Here is an 18,077-nt window from a genome sequence, read left to right on the forward strand (position 1 = left end):
TTACAATATCTAAAAGTCCTACATAAAAAATGTAGGGCTTTTTTTTAAAACCAAAACCCAACATTAAAATACCAAAATTTTGTATTATGATCTGGTGACCAAGCATAATTTATTTCCATTGGTCCAAAAAAAGTATCTAATCCATAACCAACCATATATCCTGATTTGGTGTTTTCAAAAATCTTTCCTTGATTAAATAAATCACGTTCTACCCTCGCATAATTAGCTGTAACCGAAAAATAATTTTTTGGTAAAAATTCATATCTCAATATAAATGTAGATTTTAAAAATGAATTTGCACTTAATTCGGCAAAATCGTAACCATAAAAAGGAATAAATGTATTTATAAAATTTTCGCCATATCCACCTATATTATAATCTAACACTCTATTATTATTTTCACCAATTGTAATACCAGCTTCAGAAATGAAATGTAAGGTTAGCTTGTTAAAAAATGTGTGAGCAACACCTAATTTGCCATTTAATTGAGAAAAAGACACGAAATTATTTTTATAATCTGATGAAGTTAAATACCCTTTAAAATCAATATCTAGATAAAACCCTCTTTTTTGAAAATATTTTTTATCGTACGTATCTATTTTTAAATAAGCTAACATATTCAAATAGTTAGATTTATCAAAATACAGCCTGTCCCTATTATTTATAATACCTCCATTATCTGAAGGAAAAACTGTTTCTGTATAAGCTCTTATATTTTTATACTCAAAACCAACACCTAAAGCAAATTTTCGGTTAAATACTGTTTGAAAATAAATTTGATTTGTAAAATCTTCATACTCCAAGTTAATCTTATTAACATCAACATTTGAGTCGTAAATATTGGTGTTATCAAAATTAACACTTGCATTAAAATTATTATACCTTGCTTTTATTCCAAAACTCCAATAAAAACCATTATCAATAAAGTAATTAATGTTGTACCGTAAATTATCTCCTAATATAAAATCTGTAGATAAAACGTCATTTTTATAAAATATATGCTTTGTTTTAGTGTTTATTAGAATCCCCGTTTTGTAAAGATCATCAAAGTGAATTCCTAGTTGTAAAAAAGTTGATATTGCATTCTCCTTAACTTTAAATTTTACAATACTTCCTTCTTTCTCATTAATTATTCTATATTGAATATTTTCAAAATTACCTGTAGCAGACAGGTTGTTTACACTTTCTATTAATTTTTGATAATCTGTAGTATCCTTTTTTCTTATATTTAATTTGCCCAATATATAGGCTCTTGTATAATGTTTATTTCCTTCAATTTCAATTTTTTGAATATGAAATTTTTGAATATGTCTCGTATTTATTTTTTTAACTTCTTTTTTAATTTGTAGACTTGCAATATTTTTCAATTGTTCAATTTTTTCTCTTGCTGCCATTTGACCCGCATACATAATTTCATGTATTTTATCAAAAGAAACAACATTAAAATTTTTCACTTTTGGTTTTATTAAAATATCCACACTATTATGTTTAGATTTATTTGCCTGATGTATTTGAAAACCAACTATTTGATTTAATATTTTAACAGCAGAATCTAATTCTTCTTTTGTTTCTAAACCGCTTTGAATATCAACTCCAATAATAATATCTGCACCCATTGCCTTAACTTCATCAACTGGGAAATTATTAACTATTCCTCCATCGGTTAATAATTTTCCATCTATTTCAACAGGAGCTAATAATGTTGGGAAAGAACCACTAGCCTTAACTGCTTCTGGTAAAAAACCTTTAGTTAAAACCTCCTGTTTTCCAGTTTCTAAGTTTGTAGCAATACACAAAAATGGTATTGGCAATTTGTTAAAATCACTTATATTATTTACATGCTGAGTTAATTTAGTTAGTAAATTAAGTACACTCTGCCCTTCTGATAATGCTCTTGGAATTCCTACTTTTTTATTTTTAATTGGTAAAGATAATGCGTATTTTTCACCGCTTTCTTTTTCATAAAATGGTTTTGATTTACGCGGTAAATCGTCTAACAAAATTTTTTCAAAATTTATAGACCTAATAATTGAATCTAATTGATTTCCATTATATCCTGAAGCATAAAGTGCTCCAATTATGGCTCCCATACTTGTTCCTCCAACATAATCAACTCTCACTCCTGCTTCTTCCAAAACTTTTATAACTGCCACATGGGCAAATCCTTTTGCTCCTCCACCACTTAGCACTAAACCTACTTTTAAGTCCTTTTGCTCTTGTTTCTTTTGTGAATAAACAAACGAAATAGATAACATTAAAATAGCTATTAAGAGTTTTCTCATTTTATTATTTTTGAAAGTGTTCTTTTATTTTTTTAGCGCGATTTGCTCCTATTATTTTTTCAATTTCATCAAATGGTGCTGCTTTTATTCTTTTTACCGATTTAAAATGTTTCATTAAAGATACAACAGTTTGTTTACCAATTCCTGATATTAGTTCTAATTCATTAATTAGCAAAGCCTTACTTCTTTTATTTCTATGGTGCGTAATTCCAAACCGATGCGCTTCATCTCTAAGTCGCTGTATTACTTTTAAACTTTCAGATGTTTTATCTAAATATAGCGGAATGGAATCATTTGGGTAATAAATTTCTTCCAATCGTTTTGCAATTCCTATAATTGCAATTTTATTTCGAAGTCCTAATATATCTAAACTTTTAACTGCAGATGACAATTGGCCTTTCCCTCCATCAATTACAATTAATTGTGGCAATGGCTGATCTTCTTCTTTTAATCGTTTATAGCGCCTAAATACAACTTCTTCCATAGATGCAAAATCATCAGGACCCACTACTGTTTTTATATTAAAATGTCTATATTCTTTTTTACTTGGTTTTCCGTTTTTAAAAACAACACAAGCAGCAACAGGGTTTGTTCCTTGTATATTCGAATTATCAAAACACTCAATATGGCGAGGCTCTTTTGTAAGTCGTAAATCTTTTTTCATTTGCGCCATAATACGATTTACGTGCCTATCTGGATCAACAATTTTTATTTGTTTAAAACGTTCTTGTCTAAAATATTTGGCATTTCTAATACTCAATTCAACAATGCGCTTTTTATCGCCTAATTTAGGAACTGTTACTTTTAATTCCTCTCCCAAATCTACCTTAAATGGTACATAAATTTCTTTAGATTGCGAGTTAAATCGAGTTCTAATTTCAATAATAAAAAGTTCTAATAATTTTTTATCTGTTTCATTTAATCGTTTTTTTATTTCTGTAGTATGTGATTGAATAATTGAGCCATTCACAATTTTAAAAAAATTAGCATAGGCAAAACCCTCGTCTGAAATTAACGAAAAAACATCTACATTTGTAATTGACGGGTTAACAACTGTTGATTTTGCCTGATAATTAGCCAATAAATCTATTTTTTCTTTTATTTTTTGTGCTTCTTCAAACTCCATTTTATCTGCAAATTGGAGCATTAACTCCTTAAATAGTTTCAAAGAATGCTTAAAATTACCTTTTATAATATTTCGTATGGCATCAATATCTTGTTGGTAGTTCTCTACTGTTTGCAACCCTTCGCAAGCACCTTTACAATTCCCAATATGATAATCTAAACAAACTTTATACTTTTTAAACTCAATATTTTTTTTGCTTAAATCATAATTACACGTTCGCAATTGAAATAATTCTTTAATTAAATCTAACAAAGCTCGTGCAGTTCTTACCGAAGTATATGGACCAAAATATTCAGAACCATCTTTTATAACATTTCTAGTTAAAAATATTCGAGGAAATCGTTCTTTTTTAATACAAATCCACGGGTAAGTTTTATCATCTTTCAACAATACATTATAACGTGGTTTATACTTTTTTATCAAATTATTTTCCAACAACAGCGCGTCTGTTTCAGAATTTACTACAATGTGTTTAACAGTTGCAATTTTTTTAACTAACACTCGTGTTTTACCATTCTCGTGTGTTTTAGTAAAATAGGAAGCTACTCTTTTTTTTAAATTTTTGGCTTTACCAACATATAAAATAACACCTTCTTTATCGTAGTACTGATAAACGCCAGGTGAAGTTGGTAAGGTTTGTATTTGAATTTCTAATTTCAAAAAAAGTATTATTTAAAAAATAAAAATACAGTTTTTTATTGACTCTACTCTTTATTTTTTAAGATTGAACTTCGCATGTTTTTACTACTAAAAAAAGCGTATTTTTGCAGAAAATATAAAAATTTACTTTTTATATCTATTTTTTTACGAATAACTAGAAATTATTACTAAATGAAATACTGGAAAAAATATTCAAAAGAAAAATTAATACAACGAATTGACAAAGCTTTAGATGCCAACGTTAATTTTCAAACAAGTAAATATTTAGGGTATCCTGTATCAAGATTAGACCAAAATGTATTTAACACTAGTGGTGCATTTTTAAGTGACTCTCCTTTGTTAAAATCCTTCATTGCAAACCCAAATAATATTGGTTGCCATACCACCGGAAAATCTGAAGAAGCTTTTAAAGGCTCTCAAGAATTAGAAAAAGAAGTTTTAGACGTATTGGCTGTTGATATTTTTAAAGCTAAAGAAAATGAATATGATGGCTATATTGCAACAGGCGGCACAGAAGCAAATATTCAAGCATTGTGGATTTACAGAAATCATTTTAAAAATAATTTCAATGCAACTTTAAATGAAATGGTTATTTTATCCTCTGAAGACACGCATTATTCTGTACATAAAGGATCCAATTTATTAAGTGTTGAGGCTGTTTCTATTCCAGTTAATTTTGATTCAAGAGAAATTATTGTTGAAGAATTAAATACCATTGTTGAAAATTTAATTGCTGATGGTAAAAAATATTTTATGGTTATTTCAAATATGGCAACTACTATGTTTGGATCGGTTGATAATCCTGATGTTTATGCAGAAACATTAACAAAACATAACGTTACCTTTAAAATTCACATTGATGGTGCTTTTGGCGGATTTATCTATCCTATTTCTAATAAAAATTCAACTATTAATTTTCAAAATCCAAATATAGCTTCCATAACCATTGATGCTCATAAAATGTTACAAGCTCCTTATGGAACTGGTGTTTTTTTATGTAGAAAAGGACTTATAGAAAATGTGTTAACCAAAGAAGCTCAATATGTTGATGGAATGGATTTAACTTTGGTTGGAAGTAGATCTGGAGCAAATGCCATTGCTGTTTGGATGATTTTATTTAGCTATGGTTATTATGGTTGGTTCGAAAAAATTAATACACTTTTACTAAGAACAGTTTGGTTTTGCAATCAATTAGATAAACTTGATATTAAATATTTTAGAGATCCTTTTATGAATATAGTAACCATAAAATCTCAATACGTCCCTCAAGAACTAGCTCATAAATTTGGTTTAGTACCTGACACACATAACGGAAATCACAAGTGGTACAAAGTAATTATGATGGATCACGTTGAAATTGATGATTTATTAAAGTTTGTGAATGAACTAAAAAAGTAAATCACAGTAAATACTTATATCTTTTCAATAATAATTCTGATTACTTTTTTAATTTTTAGATTAATCTAAATATTTTTATTAGATTTGCCTAAAACAGGACGTTTATGAATTCTTTTACTGAAGAAAATTATTTAAAAACCATTTATAAATTTAGCACTGCTGCCAATAAAGGAGTTTCAACAAATACAATTGCTAGTAAATTAAACACCAAAGCATCATCTGTTACAGATATGCTTAAAAAATTAGCTACAAAAAGCTTAATTAATTATAAAAAATATTACGGTGTAACCCTAACTAATAAAGGTGAACAAATTGCGCTTACAATTATTAGAAATCACAGATTATGGGAGGTGTTTTTAGTTGAAAAGTTAAATTTTAAATGGGATGAAGTTCATGAATTAGCCGAAGAATTAGAACATATTAAATCTGAAAAATTAATAAACAGTTTAGATGCTTTTCTAAATTTTCCAACCAATGATCCTCACGGAGATCCAATCCCAAATAAAAATGGTAAAGTTAAAAATCTTACTATGGTTAATTTATCTAAACTTAAAATAAATGAAGAAGGTGTTTTTATTCATGTTAAAGATTCTTCTAATAAATTTCTTAAATATTTAAGTAAAAATGAATTAGAAATTGGCAAAAAAATTAAAGTTATTGATATTGAACCTTTTGATAATTCATTTAAAATTGCCTATGGAAATCAACAATTAATTTTATCAGAAAGTGTAGTTAAAAACATTTATATCCAAAACTAATGAGTACTTACAATCCACTTAATGCATTACTGATTTTTTTAGGGTTTTCTACCTTAATTTATTTTTTATTTCGACCTACAAAAGGTTGGTTTTGGATTATAAAAAATAATTATAGAATCAATGAAAAAATAGTTATTGAAGATATTCTAAAACTATTATTTCACAGTGAAGATTCAGAAAAAATAGTAAATACTAACGACCTTACCCGTATCCTTGATTTTGACAATAGTCTCATTATTGCATCCATAGAAAAAATGACTGCAAAAAACCTCATTTCACTTGATGGAGAGCAGTTAAAATTAAAACCGTTAGGTAGAGAATACGCTTTAAGAATTATTAGAATGCACCGGTTATGGGAGAAATTTTTAGCAGAAAAAACAGGTTATGACAAATCGGAATGGCACGGAAGAGCCGAACAAAAAGAGCACGAATTAAATGCTGAAGAAACCAATTTATTAGCTTCAAAATTAGGGAATCCTCAATTTGATCCACACGGCGACCCTATCCCTTCAAGAACTGGCGAAATGCAAACAGTTAACGGCGTACCACTCACCACTTTAGCTGTAAATACCATTGGTAAAATTATTCATATTGAAGATGAACCAGAAATTATTTATAAACAAATTTTAGCTGAAAATATTCATATAGGTTCACACATTAGAGTATTAGAAAATAATAATACAAGAGTCTCCTTTTTTTCTGAAGGTGAAGAATTTAAATTAGCGCCAATTGTTGCAGGAAATTTAACTATTTCAATACTAAAAAAAGACATTATAAATGAAGAAAATATAGCCCGACTTTCTAATTTAAAAGAAAATGAAACTGCCAGCATCATTGGGATTTCAAAAGAAAGTAGGGGAGAAAATAGAAGAAGGTTATTAGATTTAGGTTTTGTAAAAGGAGCAACTGTTAGCATTGATTTACTAAATCCTTTAGGCGAACCAAATGCTTATTTAATAAAAGGAACTGCCATTGCTTTAAGAAACAATCAGGCTTCTAAAATTTTGATTAAAAAAATTAACTAATGGATGTAAAAGTAAAAACTGCTTGCGATACCTGTGCTCATTTCAACGCAAAAGGATTAAAAAAATTAGGAGTAAATACTTCCAATTTTAACTTTGTAATCGCTTTAGCAGGAAATCCAAATACTGGAAAAAGTACTGTTTTTAATGCTTTAACAGGATTAAAACAACACACAGGAAACTGGCCTGGAAAAACAGTTACAAGAGCTGAAGGTGGATTTGAGTACAATGACCAAAAGTATAAATTAATCGATTTACCGGGCACATACTCATTACTATCAACCTCTGAAGATGAGGAAGTTGCTCGTAATTTTATCTTATTTGGAAAACCTTCTGTTACGGTAATAGTTGTTGATGCTAGCAGACTTGAGCGCAATTTAAATTTAGTATTACAAATTTTAGAAATAACTGACAAAGCCGTTTTATGCCTAAATTTAATGGATGAAGCCAAACGAAATAATATTGAAATTAATACTCGTACTTTAGCTCGTAATCTAGGTATTCCAGTAGTTCCAACAAGTGCCAGATTTAATAAAGGTATTCCAGAATTAATTCAAACAATTAGTGAAGTTGCAAATGGTGAAATTAAATGTAACCCACATAGAATTAAAAATATTCCTAAAAATATTGAAATTGCGGTTAAAAAACTAAGTGCCAAAATTGAGAAACAATATCCAACAATACCAAATAGCAGATGGATTGCTTTTAGATTGTTAGAAGGAGATTCTCAAATAATAAACGCCCTTAAAACAGGTGAATTTATTTAAACTTAAAATATGAAAAACAAAAATATTAATGACATATTAAATCTTTCTAATGAATTACGTTGGCAAATAGGTGATGATTTTCACGACCATTTAGCCGAAGGTATTTATGCTGATGCTGCTGAAATAGTAGATGTTGCAATCACAAAAAAGAACAAAAAAAATAAATTTTCTATAGACACTAAAATTGATAAAATTGTAACTAGCAAAACTTGGGGTTTTCCTATTATGTTTTTAATTTTAGCTGTAGTACTTTGGTTAACAATCACTGGGTCAAACTATCCTTCTTCATTTTTAGCAAAAATTCTATTAGATGATGTTCATCCGTTTTTAAAAAATTTGACTACAAGCTTTCATTTTCCTTGGTGGTTAAGTGGTTTTTTAATTGACGGCGTTTACTTATCTGTTGCTTGGGTAATTTCAGTAATGTTACCTCCAATGGCGATCTTTTTCCCTTTATTCACTTTATTAGAAGATTTTGGTTACTTACCTAGAGTTGCCTTTAATTTAGATTCACTATTTAAAAAATCTGGAGCTCATGGAAAACAAGCATTAACTATGAGTATGGGATTTGGCTGTAATGCTGCAGGTGTTATTGCTACAAGAATTATTGATAGTCCTAGAGAACGTTTAATTGCTATTATAACAAATAATTTTTCACTTTGTAATGGGCGTTGGCCTACTCAAATTTTAATTGCAACTATATTTATTGGGGCTGTAGTACCTAATTATTTATCTGGATTGGCTTCTTTAACAGCCGTAATTGGAATTGCCTTATTGGGAATATTTTTTATGTTTTTTTCCTCTTGGGCACTATCAAAAACCATTTTAAAAGGTGAAGTTTCTACATTTAATCTTGAGTTACCTCCATACAGGCCTCCAAGATTTTGGCAAACTATTTATACCTCCTTAATTGATAGAACTTTAATCGTTTTATGGAGAGCAGTTGTATTTGCAGCTCCTGCTGGCGCAGTTATTTGGTTAATTTCAAATATTTATATAGGTAACGAAAGTGTAGCTTCGTGGATTATTAATTCTTTAGATGGATTTGGTTTTTTATTAGGTTTAAATGGTGTTATTTTATTAGCTTTTATTGTTGCAATACCCGCTAATGAAATTGTAATTCCAACCATATTAATGTTAACTGTTTTGGTTACAGGAATTTCGGCAGGAAATGGTGCAGGTGTTATGTTTGAATTAGATTCTGTAAATGCAACTGCAAAAATTTTAAAAGCTGGCGGATGGACCTTACTTACCGCAGTTAATATTATGTTATTCAGTTTATTACACAACCCATGCAGTACTACAATTTATACTATTTATAAGGAAACTAAAAGTTTAAAATGGACAACAGTTGCCACTATTTTACCCATTATTTTAGGTTTTATTGTTACTTTTTTAGTTGCACAAATTTGGAGAATTTTATTTTAATTAAAGTAAATTTTATTGAATTATTCCCGTAAAAATAAATACATAGTAGAATCCTGTTAGGATAAATACGATACCTGCAATAGAACGCATGACTTTTTCAATTTTGGTAATTTTATTATAAAATACACCTATGCTTCCTGCGGCAAAAGCCAATAAATAGGTAAACAAAACAACAGGCAATCCAGTACCAAAGGCAAAAATTATAGGTAAATATAATCCGTCAACACTAGAAATTGTCATTGGAATTAACATTCCAAAGTACAAGGCTCCACTATACGGACAAAAGGCTAAAGCAAAAATAGCACCTATTAAAAATGAACCTAACAGGCCTTTGTCTTTAAATTTTTTAGAAAATCGTTCGGTAAAATCAGATTTTCCTAAAAAGTTTAATTTAATAATATTTAACATTATTAAACCTACTATTATCAATAGTGGTCCTAAATATTTTTCACCATTAAGTTGAAAAAACCTCCCAATTTGAAACTTACTCGCACCAAAAAACAAAATCAATCCAATTGTAGTATAACTAAAAGCTCGGCCTAAAGAATATAGTAAGCCACTTAAAAACACTAATTTTTTATTTGAAATATTTTTTGAAATAAATGCTGTTGCTGTAATATTTGTAGCAAGTGGACAAGGACTTATTGAAGTCATTAATCCTAATACCAAAGCAGATAAAATTGGTATGTTATAATTTTCGAGAAGCGCTTGTAAATATTCCAATTAAACTTTTTTTAATTCAGCTTCTAACTTAGATTTCAATTCCATTGAAAAAACTTCTTGGTCGTTTCCTTTCATAAAAGCAAAGTCTGTTAAATCAATTTGAGTTTCTTTCCCGTTAACTATTACATTTAAAAACAAAGCGGTACCTGTTGCTTCAAACTTTTCAGCTAGTTTGTAATTCTCTTCCTCATCAACATTTACAGTTTTAAATGTAATTTTCTTATTTTTTAATTCAGAAGAAAAATAGGTGTCTAATGTATATTTTGTGTTTGCTTCTATAGCTTTACAAGTCATACAACGATGTGTTGAATAAAAATCAATAACTTCAATTTTATTCGCTACTTTTTGAGTTTTTTCTTTGGTTTTATTTGTTTGTGTATTTCCATTACAGGAAATAAAAATTAGGCTTAGTGCCAGAATTGATAAATACTTCATTTTTATAAAATTAAAATTATTATTTAAACTGATTTATATATTATTTATAGGATTAATATCTTCACATTCTTCTGCTGCTGTTTCAAACTCTAAAGTGCTGTGTTTAATATTGTGAGCTTCTAATTCTTCTTTTATTTTTTGTTTAATTGAGGCTATATTTTCCATATTTCCAATTAAGATATGACAGGTTAGTGCATTTTCGTTAGTACTCATTCCCCAAATATGCATATGATGAATGTCAATAACTCCTTTTACTTTTAAAATATGATTGATAATTTCTTGCTTATCAATATTAGAAGGAATGCCATCTAAAACACCAATAATACTGTCTTTAAATAAATTCCAAGTGCTAAATAAAATAACCACAGCTACAATTATAGCTGCCAGTCCATCCACAAAATACCAGCCCGTATATTTCATAATTAAACCTGCAAAAACAACGCCTAATGAAACCAACGCATCAGCCATTAAATGCCAGTAAGCGGCTTTAATATTTAAATCGCTTTTTCCTTTTTTTCTGAATAACAATGCAGACCCAAAATTGATTATAATACCTATAAAAGCAACAACCATTACTATATTTCCGTTAACTGGTGAAGGATTTAGAATATGTTGAATTCCTTCCCAAGCAATGGCTCCAATAGCGAATGCCAATAAAATAGAATTTACAAAAGAAGCTACAATAGATGCTTTTTTAAATCCGTAAGTAAATATATTAAATGGTTTAATAGCTTGAACTCTAAATGCAACAAGTGCTAATACCAATCCTGAAATATCACCTATATTATGAACGGCATCGGATAACAATGAGGTTGAACCACTTCGCCAACCATACCATAGTTCAATAATTACATAAGTTACATTTAATGCAATTCCTATTATAAACGAACGATTAATATCGTTTGTTGATGCTACGGTATGGTGGTGATGGTGTTCGCTCATAACTTAGAGTTCTTCAAATAACATTTCAGCATTTCCCATTACTCTAGAAGATTCTGCATATCTCACAACTTTATAAGTTTCAATTAATTTCTCTTTAGAAATATTTTGAGCCTTGGCTTTATTTAACATGGCTTTAATACAGGTTTTACTTCCTGTAGCAATAGCTACTCCTAAATAAATTAAGGTTCTGGTTTCATTTTCTAGCGCTCCGTTTTCTGGCATAGCGAACATATTACTTCTAATTTGCTCGTACAACATTTCTGGCATTTTTTCACTTACTAATTTTACCACATTTGGTAATTCTCCATTCATTGATTCTTTCATTTTTGAAATAATTTGTGGTACTGTTGGTTTTTGTGTTTCCATCACATTTAAATTTAAAATTCTATAAAATTATATTAAATACATATCCTGAAATAATAATACATAGTGTTACTACTCCAAAGAATATTCCTATTAATTTAAAAGTCATTACTTTTTTCAAAAGCATAGCTTCAGGAAATGATAATCCTACCACTCCCATCATAAATGCAATTGCTGTTCCTATAGGAATTCCTTTTGAAACAAGTACTTGCACTACGGGTAAAATTCCTGATGCATTTGAATACATTGGCACTGCTAAAATGGTTGCCAAAGGCACGGCAAAGAAGTTGTTTTTGCTCATATACTGTTCAAAAAAACCGTGTGGAATATAACCGTGCATTAAGCCACCAATAGCTATCCCTATTAGTACATAAATAATAATCCCTTTAACAATTTTTAAAACTTCATCCCAAATTATGGGTAATCGTTTTATAAAAGGTGTTTTTTCTGCCACAAAAGCTTCTTCATCTCTTTCTGCACTCGCTAAAACTTCTTTTACCCAAGGTGTTAGAAACCGCTCTAATTTAAAACGACTTAATATAAGTCCGCTTATTAAGCCTAACAATACACCACTTATAACATAAATAACTGTTATTTTTACGCCAAAAAGGCCTAAAAAAAGACCAATAGCCACTTCATTTACTAAAGGTGAGGTTACTAAAAATGCAAAAGTGACGCCCAGCGGAATGCCACCTCTTACAAAACCAATAAACAATGGAACAGATGAGCAAGAACAAAACGGTGTAACCACTCCAAAAAGACTTGCCATTAAATATTCAAATCCAAATAGTTTATTACGAGATAAGAAGTTACGAACTTTTTCAATTGGGAAATAACTATTAATTATCCCCATAAAAAAGATAATTACAAAAAGCAAAAGAAGAATTTTTATACTATCATATATAAAAAAGTTTAAGGCTTCTGCTAAATGCTGTCCTTTAATCAAATGTAAGGTGTCATAAACAACCCAATCTGCTAAATGTTGAATCCAATCAAACATAATTAATATTTATTAGCAGCAATTAGATTGAGAGCAATCACAACTTGACATAGCAAGCAGTGAGGCAACATCTCCTTTAGTTGGAAAATTTTTAGAAACCCATTTTATAATGCCTCCATCCATATTAAATACATTTTCAAAACCATTATTCATTAAAAAATAGGTAGTTTTTAAACTTCTTTCTCCACTTAAACAAACCATTACAATTTCTTTGTCTTTAGGTATTTCGTTAAACCTTTCTTCTAATTCATCTATTGGAATATTTATGTAATTTGGTACATCAAAAGTAACACTTGCTACTTCTTCAGTTTTTCTTACATCAACAATTAATGCGCCATTTTTTATCTTACCCATAGTAGTGGATGGGCAAATTTGATTTGCTAATTTCATGATTTTAATTTTTTACTTTAATAGTTCTTCTATTTCTTTTTTTGAAGGAACTCTTCCTTTAATTTTAATTTCTTCATCAACAACCAAAACAGGTGTTGAAAGCACGTTGTATTTCATAATTTCCATAATATCCTCCACCTTTTCAATTATGGCATCAATATTATTTTCTTTCACAACGTGTTCAACTATTGCTATGGTATTTTTACATTTTGTACAACCTGTTCCTAATATTTTAATAGTTTTACTCATTATTTTTTATTTGTTTATCGCAAATAAGCGATTGTGTAATTATATTTTTTTAGTGTTTAGTTTTTTGTGCTTTACTGTTAAATAAATCCTCAAATAATTGTTTTGCTTTACTCCAATTTTCTTGATTGATACAATATTTTATTTTTGGTGGTTTCAACTCGCCTTGAATTAATCCTGCTGTTTTTAATTCTTTTAAATGTTGCGAAATAGTAGATTGTGCCAACGGTAATTCTTCCACCAAGTCGCCCGTAAAACAACAAGATTCATTTTCCAATCTTTTTAAAATTGCAATACGAGTTGGATGCCCTAAAGCCTTAGCAAAACGAGCTAATTCTTCGGTATGATCCTTATATTCTATTTCTTTTAAATTTCTTTTCATTTTTCCTATCGCAAATATACGATTAATATTTTAATCAACTCTTCTTAAAAAGAATTCCTTGGTTATAAGAACCATTCTTTACACTTGTTATTTAAAACATTTAGTTTTGAATTAAATTAATGTTTCTTAAATATTTACTCCAAATATTTGTTTTATGATAGTCCCTATTCCAAAGGAAATTGCTGCTACTCCAATAGAAATAACAGCCATTTGTATAAATCTTTTTTTAAAAGATAGTATTTTAGCCACTGAAATATAGTATGTATAGCCGGCAATAATTAATACTGTTGTTAATAGCATTAATCCTAATGCTAGGTATGGATTATCCAATATTAAATAAGGAGCAACTAAAAAAACAACTGTAAGAATATATGATACTCCTGTATAAATTGCAGCTGTTATTGGATTTATCTTTTCATTTTCTTCCTCTTCTTTTGAAGATAAATAACCTGATGCCGCCATAGAAAGAGATGCTGCAAACCCCATAATAAGTCCAGTTGCACCAACTATTTTGTTATTTGAAAAAGCAAAGGTTAAACCCGCTAAAGTTCCTGTAAATTCAACTAAAGCATCATTTAATCCTAATACAATAGATCCTGCATAGTTTAAACGATTATCATTTAAAATTCCTATTAATTTTTGTTCATGCTGAAGCTCTTCTTCTTGGATAGTTAGTGCTTCTGGGTATTTCTCTGCAATAGAACTGTAAAATTTACTTGCCTCACTTTCTCCCATTTCCATTAATCGCAATGAAAATGATAGACCAAACATTTTAGCTAGCCAAACATATTTTTTTATTTTCCATTTATTTGGTTTTATTTCTTTTTTTGTAATTCCTTTCCAAAACTCATAATGGCTTAGTTCTTGACTAGAAATTTCATAAAGTATCTCAATATTTTTTTTATCTGTACTAATTTTAGCTAATTCGGCATAAATTAAATGTTCCGTTATTTCATTTTGTTGCTGCTTTACTATTTTATTCATATTGATATTCCTAATTTATTCTATTTCAATCTATATATTTTAAATATAGTTTAATTATTTTAGTATTTATAAAAAGATTGCTAATTAAAATATCTTCTACTAACCATTTTATGTGTCAACTGAATACGCATAAATAGGTACGTATATTAAGGTTAAAAGTGTTCCAATTAATAAGCCACCAATGGCAACATCAGCCAACGGACTTAATCGCTCTAACCCAACTGCGTGTTCTAGTGCTATTGGAATCATACCCGCAATAGTACCAAAAGCAGTCATTAGCACAGGACGAAAACGTACGCGTACACTCTCAATAGCACTTTCAAACGGTGTTTCTCCACTAGCACGGTGATGTTGATAAAAGTCTATCAGCAATACAGCATTTTTAATAATAATACCAAAGAGCAGTAAAATACCTAACAAACTTGGCATACAACTTGGTTTATGAAACAGCAACATTCCCCAAGCAGCACCTATTAATGATAACGGCAGTACCAATATCATAATAAAACCCATTTTAACAGATTTGTAGATGGCTATTAAAACCATTAATAATAACACAATACCTAAAGCAATGGCTTTCATCATTCTACCGAAACTATCATTTATGGTTTGAATATCACCTTCTTGTGTAACCACCACATCTTTTAAGTTTTTAATATTACTTAAAGCTGCATCGGCATCATCTGTTAAATGTGTAATAGGGCGTTTGGCACGATAACCACTTACATCTACACTATACAACATTTTATCGCGTTCGATTTTAGCATAAGTGAGTTGTTTGGAAATTTTTGCTAACGACTCCAATGGAATTTCACCAAATTTTGATTGAATAGGCAATAAGCGCAAGGTTTGCTCATTTTGACTAAATTTTCCTTTTAGATACAGACGCACATATTGCGTATTCATAGATTGCAAATTGGCATTTAAGCCAACTACTTGACCCTTAACCGGAATTTGCATCGCTATTTGATAAGGTGTTAAACCATAACTCAAGGCTTTATTTTCATCAATATCCAATACGATTTCACTTACATCTTTATCCCAACTTGTAGAAACCGATGTTAAGCCTTTAATAGAAGCAATTGCGGCACTTACTTGATGTGTTTTATCAGTTAATCCATCTACAACAGGTGATTTTAGACGAACTACTAACGGTGCTTTTACTGAGGATAAGGCTGTTGCACCAAAATCAAAAACATCATTGCGTTTTAGCCCTTCTAATTCTGAAAGTTTATCACGTAGAATATCTTCTATTTCCCACATCGTTAATTTTCTATGAAAACGATCTACACAGTTTATGGTAATGGTAGCTTCCGAAGGTAAATTTCCGCTACCTAAACTTAATACACCCGGTTCTGTTCCAAATGCCACAGAACTTTTATCTGCCCAATCTTGGGTATGCAACCAGGTTAAGAAGGGTGCCACTTTTTTCTCCGCACTATTTACAGTTTCATTCGCACTAAAGGCAATTTGTGCTTTAATAATTCCAGTATCCATTGGTGGCATAGCATCTTTACCAATGGTTGGCATAATACTACCCATACTTACTGCTAATAATACTACCACACCAACGGTTAATGCTAATCTTCTTAAAACTTTGCGTTTTCCGTTAGAAAACTTAATCACATTTACATAAGGTTCTACCAATCTTCCTATAGAATTATTATAAGCTTTGTCAAACCATAATTCTACTTTTGTTTTTCTAAACCCATTTTTATACAACACTTTTAATAATTGAGGAATAAATGTAATGGATATAAAAAATGATATTACAAGCGCAATTATTAAGGTGAAAATTAAAGGTTTAAATATTTTTTCAGGAAACCCACCAATAAACATTAAAGGAAATATAATAGCAATGGTAGATATGGTTCCAGCAAAAACAGGGGCTATAACTTCTTTGGTTCCTTTAATAATGGCTGTTTCTAAATCTTCTTTTAGCTCGTTAAGATGCCGTTCAACATTTTCCAAAACAACCACCGCATCATCGGTTAACATACCCAGCGCTAAAATAATAGCAGTATAAATAACGATATTTAGTTCGCCACCTGTTAACCAAATTACCGCCATAGTTGCAAAAAATACCATAGGTATTGATAAACCAGCCGCAATAATGGCTCTAAAATTTCCTAAGAAAAATAGCACCACAATAAGTGTAAAAATAATGGCATCTCGTAAAGCGTCTAGCATATTAGAGTTCGCTAATTCGATAAGGTTTCGTTGGGTATCCGAAATTTCAAATTTAATGTTTGGATATTGCGCCTCTAATTTTTTCATTTCAGCTCTGGCTGCCTTACTAACATCAAGCACACTTCCTCCAGGAGCACGTTGAATAGCTAGGGCAATAGCGGGTTTTGCATTGCCAATATAACCACTGGTACGTTTTTTATACCCCCAAACAACATCCGCCACATCTTTTAACCGAACATTTGGCAAAATATGTATATTTTTAATTTTCTCTATTTCATCTTTCTCACCATAAAAAGTAATGGTATAAAAGCTATTTTCACCTTTAACAAACCCAATGGGCATATCTTTATTTAATACTTGAATTGCTTTTGATATGGATTCAAAATTTACATGATAGCGTTTCGCTTTAAACGGATCTACTTCAATGTTTACCGCACTTTCATATCCCCCAAACACTTCCACGTTTCCAATTTCAGGGTTACTCAACAAATAAGGCTTGATAAAACTCTCTGCTATTTTACTAATATCTGCAATATTTATGTCGCTGTTTTTAGGACTTAAAGAGATTACATCTACTGGTAAGGTAAAATCACCAGCCGTATAAATAGCTGGATTTACATTCGAAGGCAATTTTCCTTTTGCAATGGATAAGGCATTAGCCACATCAACAGCAGCAGCATTTAAATCCTTTTTATATCCAAAATCAGCTTTTACTATAGAGAAATTGGCAACGTTTACAGAACTTACATCTGTTACTAAACCCAATCTTGAAATTTCTTGTTCAATAGGTTTTGAAACCGTATTTGCTGCTACTTGTGCAGTAGCTCCAGGAACATTTGTAATAACAATGACCTGTGGTGGGTTAGCATCTGGAAATAGATTTTTTGGTAATGTAATTAAGGCTACTATGCCCATAATAAAGAAACCTGCTATGATGGCATATAGTGTATAAGGGCGTTTATAAAAATAGTTGAACATAGC

At 29.9% G+C, this 18,077-nt stretch carries 15 protein-coding genes and 1 pseudogene; 4 read left to right on the forward strand and 12 right to left on the reverse strand.

What is annotated here, in order from left to right; genetic code table 11:
• Positions 1-44: 44 nt before the first annotated feature.
• On the reverse strand, positions 45-2,282 hold the full coding sequence (locus tag Lupro_RS07420) for a patatin-like phospholipase family protein (protein WP_068208096.1): 2,238 nt from the start codon (positions 2,280-2,282) through the stop codon (positions 45-47).
• Between the two features lie 4 nt (positions 2,283-2,286).
• Positions 2,287-4,068: an excinuclease ABC subunit UvrC gene (gene uvrC / locus Lupro_RS07425; RefSeq protein WP_068208098.1), complete on the reverse strand. Its 1,782-nt coding sequence runs from the start codon at positions 4,066-4,068 to the stop codon at positions 2,287-2,289.
• A 171-nt stretch (positions 4,069-4,239) separates the two neighbouring features.
• Here uvrC and Lupro_RS07430 point away from each other — a divergent pair, with 171 nt between their 5' ends.
• From Lupro_RS07430 to feoB, 4 genes and pseudogenes are all read left to right on the forward strand, one after another.
• Positions 4,240-5,466 (forward strand): pyridoxal phosphate-dependent decarboxylase family protein, encoded by a 1,227-nt coding sequence (locus tag Lupro_RS07430; protein ID WP_068208102.1) that lies wholly within the window; start codon positions 4,240-4,242, stop codon positions 5,464-5,466.
• A 104-nt stretch (positions 5,467-5,570) separates the two neighbouring features.
• On the forward strand, positions 5,571-6,224 hold the full coding sequence (locus Lupro_RS07435; RefSeq protein WP_068208105.1) for a metal-dependent transcriptional regulator: 654 nt from the start codon (positions 5,571-5,573) through the stop codon (positions 6,222-6,224).
• Positions 6,224-7,249, forward strand: a complete 1,026-nt coding sequence (locus Lupro_RS07440) for a metal-dependent transcriptional regulator (protein ID WP_068208108.1) — start codon at positions 6,224-6,226, stop codon at positions 7,247-7,249. Before Lupro_RS07435 ends, Lupro_RS07440 begins: the two co-directional genes overlap by 1 nt.
• Positions 7,249-9,441, forward strand: a pseudogene (gene feoB, locus Lupro_RS13165) (ferrous iron transport protein B). The gene Lupro_RS07440 and the pseudogene feoB overlap by 1 nt, the downstream one beginning before the upstream one ends.
• A 12-nt stretch (positions 9,442-9,453) precedes the next feature.
• Here feoB and Lupro_RS07455 read toward each other — a convergent pair.
• The 10 genes from Lupro_RS07455 to Lupro_RS07500 all read right to left on the reverse strand — a co-directional run bounded on the left by Lupro_RS07455 (position 9,454) and on the right by Lupro_RS07500 (position 18,074).
• Positions 9,454-10,164 (reverse strand): aromatic aminobenezylarsenical efflux permease ArsG family transporter, encoded by a 711-nt coding sequence (locus Lupro_RS07455; protein ID WP_068208118.1) that lies wholly within the window; start codon positions 10,162-10,164, stop codon positions 9,454-9,456.
• Entirely contained in the window at positions 10,165-10,599 is a 435-nt protein-coding gene (locus tag Lupro_RS07460) for a nitrophenyl compound nitroreductase subunit ArsF family protein (protein ID WP_227807431.1), read from the reverse strand.
• A gap of 33 nt (positions 10,600-10,632) precedes the next feature.
• Positions 10,633-11,541, reverse strand: coding sequence for a cation diffusion facilitator family transporter (locus Lupro_RS07465; RefSeq protein WP_068208121.1), 909 nt, complete (start codon positions 11,539-11,541; stop codon positions 10,633-10,635).
• A 3-nt stretch (positions 11,542-11,544) separates the two neighbouring features.
• The gene (locus tag Lupro_RS07470; protein ID WP_068208122.1) at positions 11,545-11,907 is read right to left on the reverse strand and encodes a carboxymuconolactone decarboxylase family protein; all 363 of its coding nucleotides are present in this window, start codon (positions 11,905-11,907) and stop codon (positions 11,545-11,547) included.
• 19 nt (positions 11,908-11,926) lie between these two features.
• Entirely contained in the window at positions 11,927-12,904 is a 978-nt protein-coding gene (locus tag Lupro_RS07475; protein WP_068208123.1) for a permease, read from the reverse strand.
• A gap of 12 nt (positions 12,905-12,916) precedes the next feature.
• Positions 12,917-13,294 (reverse strand): rhodanese-like domain-containing protein, encoded by a 378-nt coding sequence (locus tag Lupro_RS07480; RefSeq protein ID WP_068208127.1) that lies wholly within the window; start codon positions 13,292-13,294, stop codon positions 12,917-12,919.
• Positions 13,295-13,306: 12 nt separating this feature from the next.
• Entirely contained in the window at positions 13,307-13,543 is a 237-nt protein-coding gene (locus Lupro_RS07485) for a thioredoxin family protein (RefSeq protein WP_068208128.1), read from the reverse strand.
• 49 nt (positions 13,544-13,592) lie between these two features.
• Entirely contained in the window at positions 13,593-13,922 is a 330-nt protein-coding gene (locus Lupro_RS07490) for an ArsR/SmtB family transcription factor (protein ID WP_068208130.1), read from the reverse strand.
• A gap of 126 nt (positions 13,923-14,048) precedes the next feature.
• Complete coding sequence (locus Lupro_RS07495) at positions 14,049-14,906, reverse strand: VIT1/CCC1 transporter family protein (protein ID WP_068208132.1); 858 nt, start codon at positions 14,904-14,906, stop codon at positions 14,049-14,051.
• Between the two features lie 108 nt (positions 14,907-15,014).
• Entirely contained in the window at positions 15,015-18,074 is a 3,060-nt protein-coding gene (locus tag Lupro_RS07500) for an efflux RND transporter permease subunit (protein ID WP_068208134.1), read from the reverse strand.
• Positions 18,075-18,077 lie beyond the last annotated feature (3 nt).

The sequence above is a fragment of the Lutibacter profundi genome, from assembly GCF_001543325.1.
Classification (GTDB): Bacteria; Bacteroidota; Bacteroidia; order Flavobacteriales; family Flavobacteriaceae; genus Lutibacter; species Lutibacter profundi.

Coding starts and splice junctions, on each gene's coding strand:
- Lupro_RS07420 (WP_068208096.1), bottom strand. CDS start 2,282: ATGAGAAAACTCTTAATAGCTATTTTAATGTTATCTATTTCGTTTGTT.
- Lupro_RS07430 (WP_068208102.1), top strand. CDS start 4,240: ATGAAATACTGGAAAAAATATTCAAAAGAAAAATTAATACAACGAATT.
- Lupro_RS07435 (WP_068208105.1), top strand. CDS start 5,571: ATGAATTCTTTTACTGAAGAAAATTATTTAAAAACCATTTATAAATTT.
- Lupro_RS07440 (WP_068208108.1), top strand. CDS start 6,224: ATGAGTACTTACAATCCACTTAATGCATTACTGATTTTTTTAGGGTTT.
- Lupro_RS07460 (WP_227807431.1), bottom strand. CDS start 10,599: ATGAAGTATTTATCAATTCTGGCACTAAGCCTAATTTTTATTTCCTGT.
- Lupro_RS07465 (WP_068208121.1), bottom strand. CDS start 11,541: ATGAGCGAACACCATCACCACCATACCGTAGCATCAACAAACGATATT.
- Lupro_RS07470 (WP_068208122.1), bottom strand. CDS start 11,907: ATGGAAACACAAAAACCAACAGTACCACAAATTATTTCAAAAATGAAA.
- Lupro_RS07475 (WP_068208123.1), bottom strand. CDS start 12,904: ATGTTTGATTGGATTCAACATTTAGCAGATTGGGTTGTTTATGACACC.
- Lupro_RS07480 (WP_068208127.1), bottom strand. CDS start 13,294: ATGAAATTAGCAAATCAAATTTGCCCATCCACTACTATGGGTAAGATA.
- Lupro_RS07485 (WP_068208128.1), bottom strand. CDS start 13,543: ATGAGTAAAACTATTAAAATATTAGGAACAGGTTGTACAAAATGTAAA.
- Lupro_RS07490 (WP_068208130.1), bottom strand. CDS start 13,922: ATGAAAAGAAATTTAAAAGAAATAGAATATAAGGATCATACCGAAGAA.
- Lupro_RS07495 (WP_068208132.1), bottom strand. CDS start 14,906: ATGAATAAAATAGTAAAGCAGCAACAAAATGAAATAACGGAACATTTA.
- Lupro_RS07500 (WP_068208134.1), bottom strand. CDS start 18,074: ATGTTCAACTATTTTTATAAACGCCCTTATACACTATATGCCATCATA.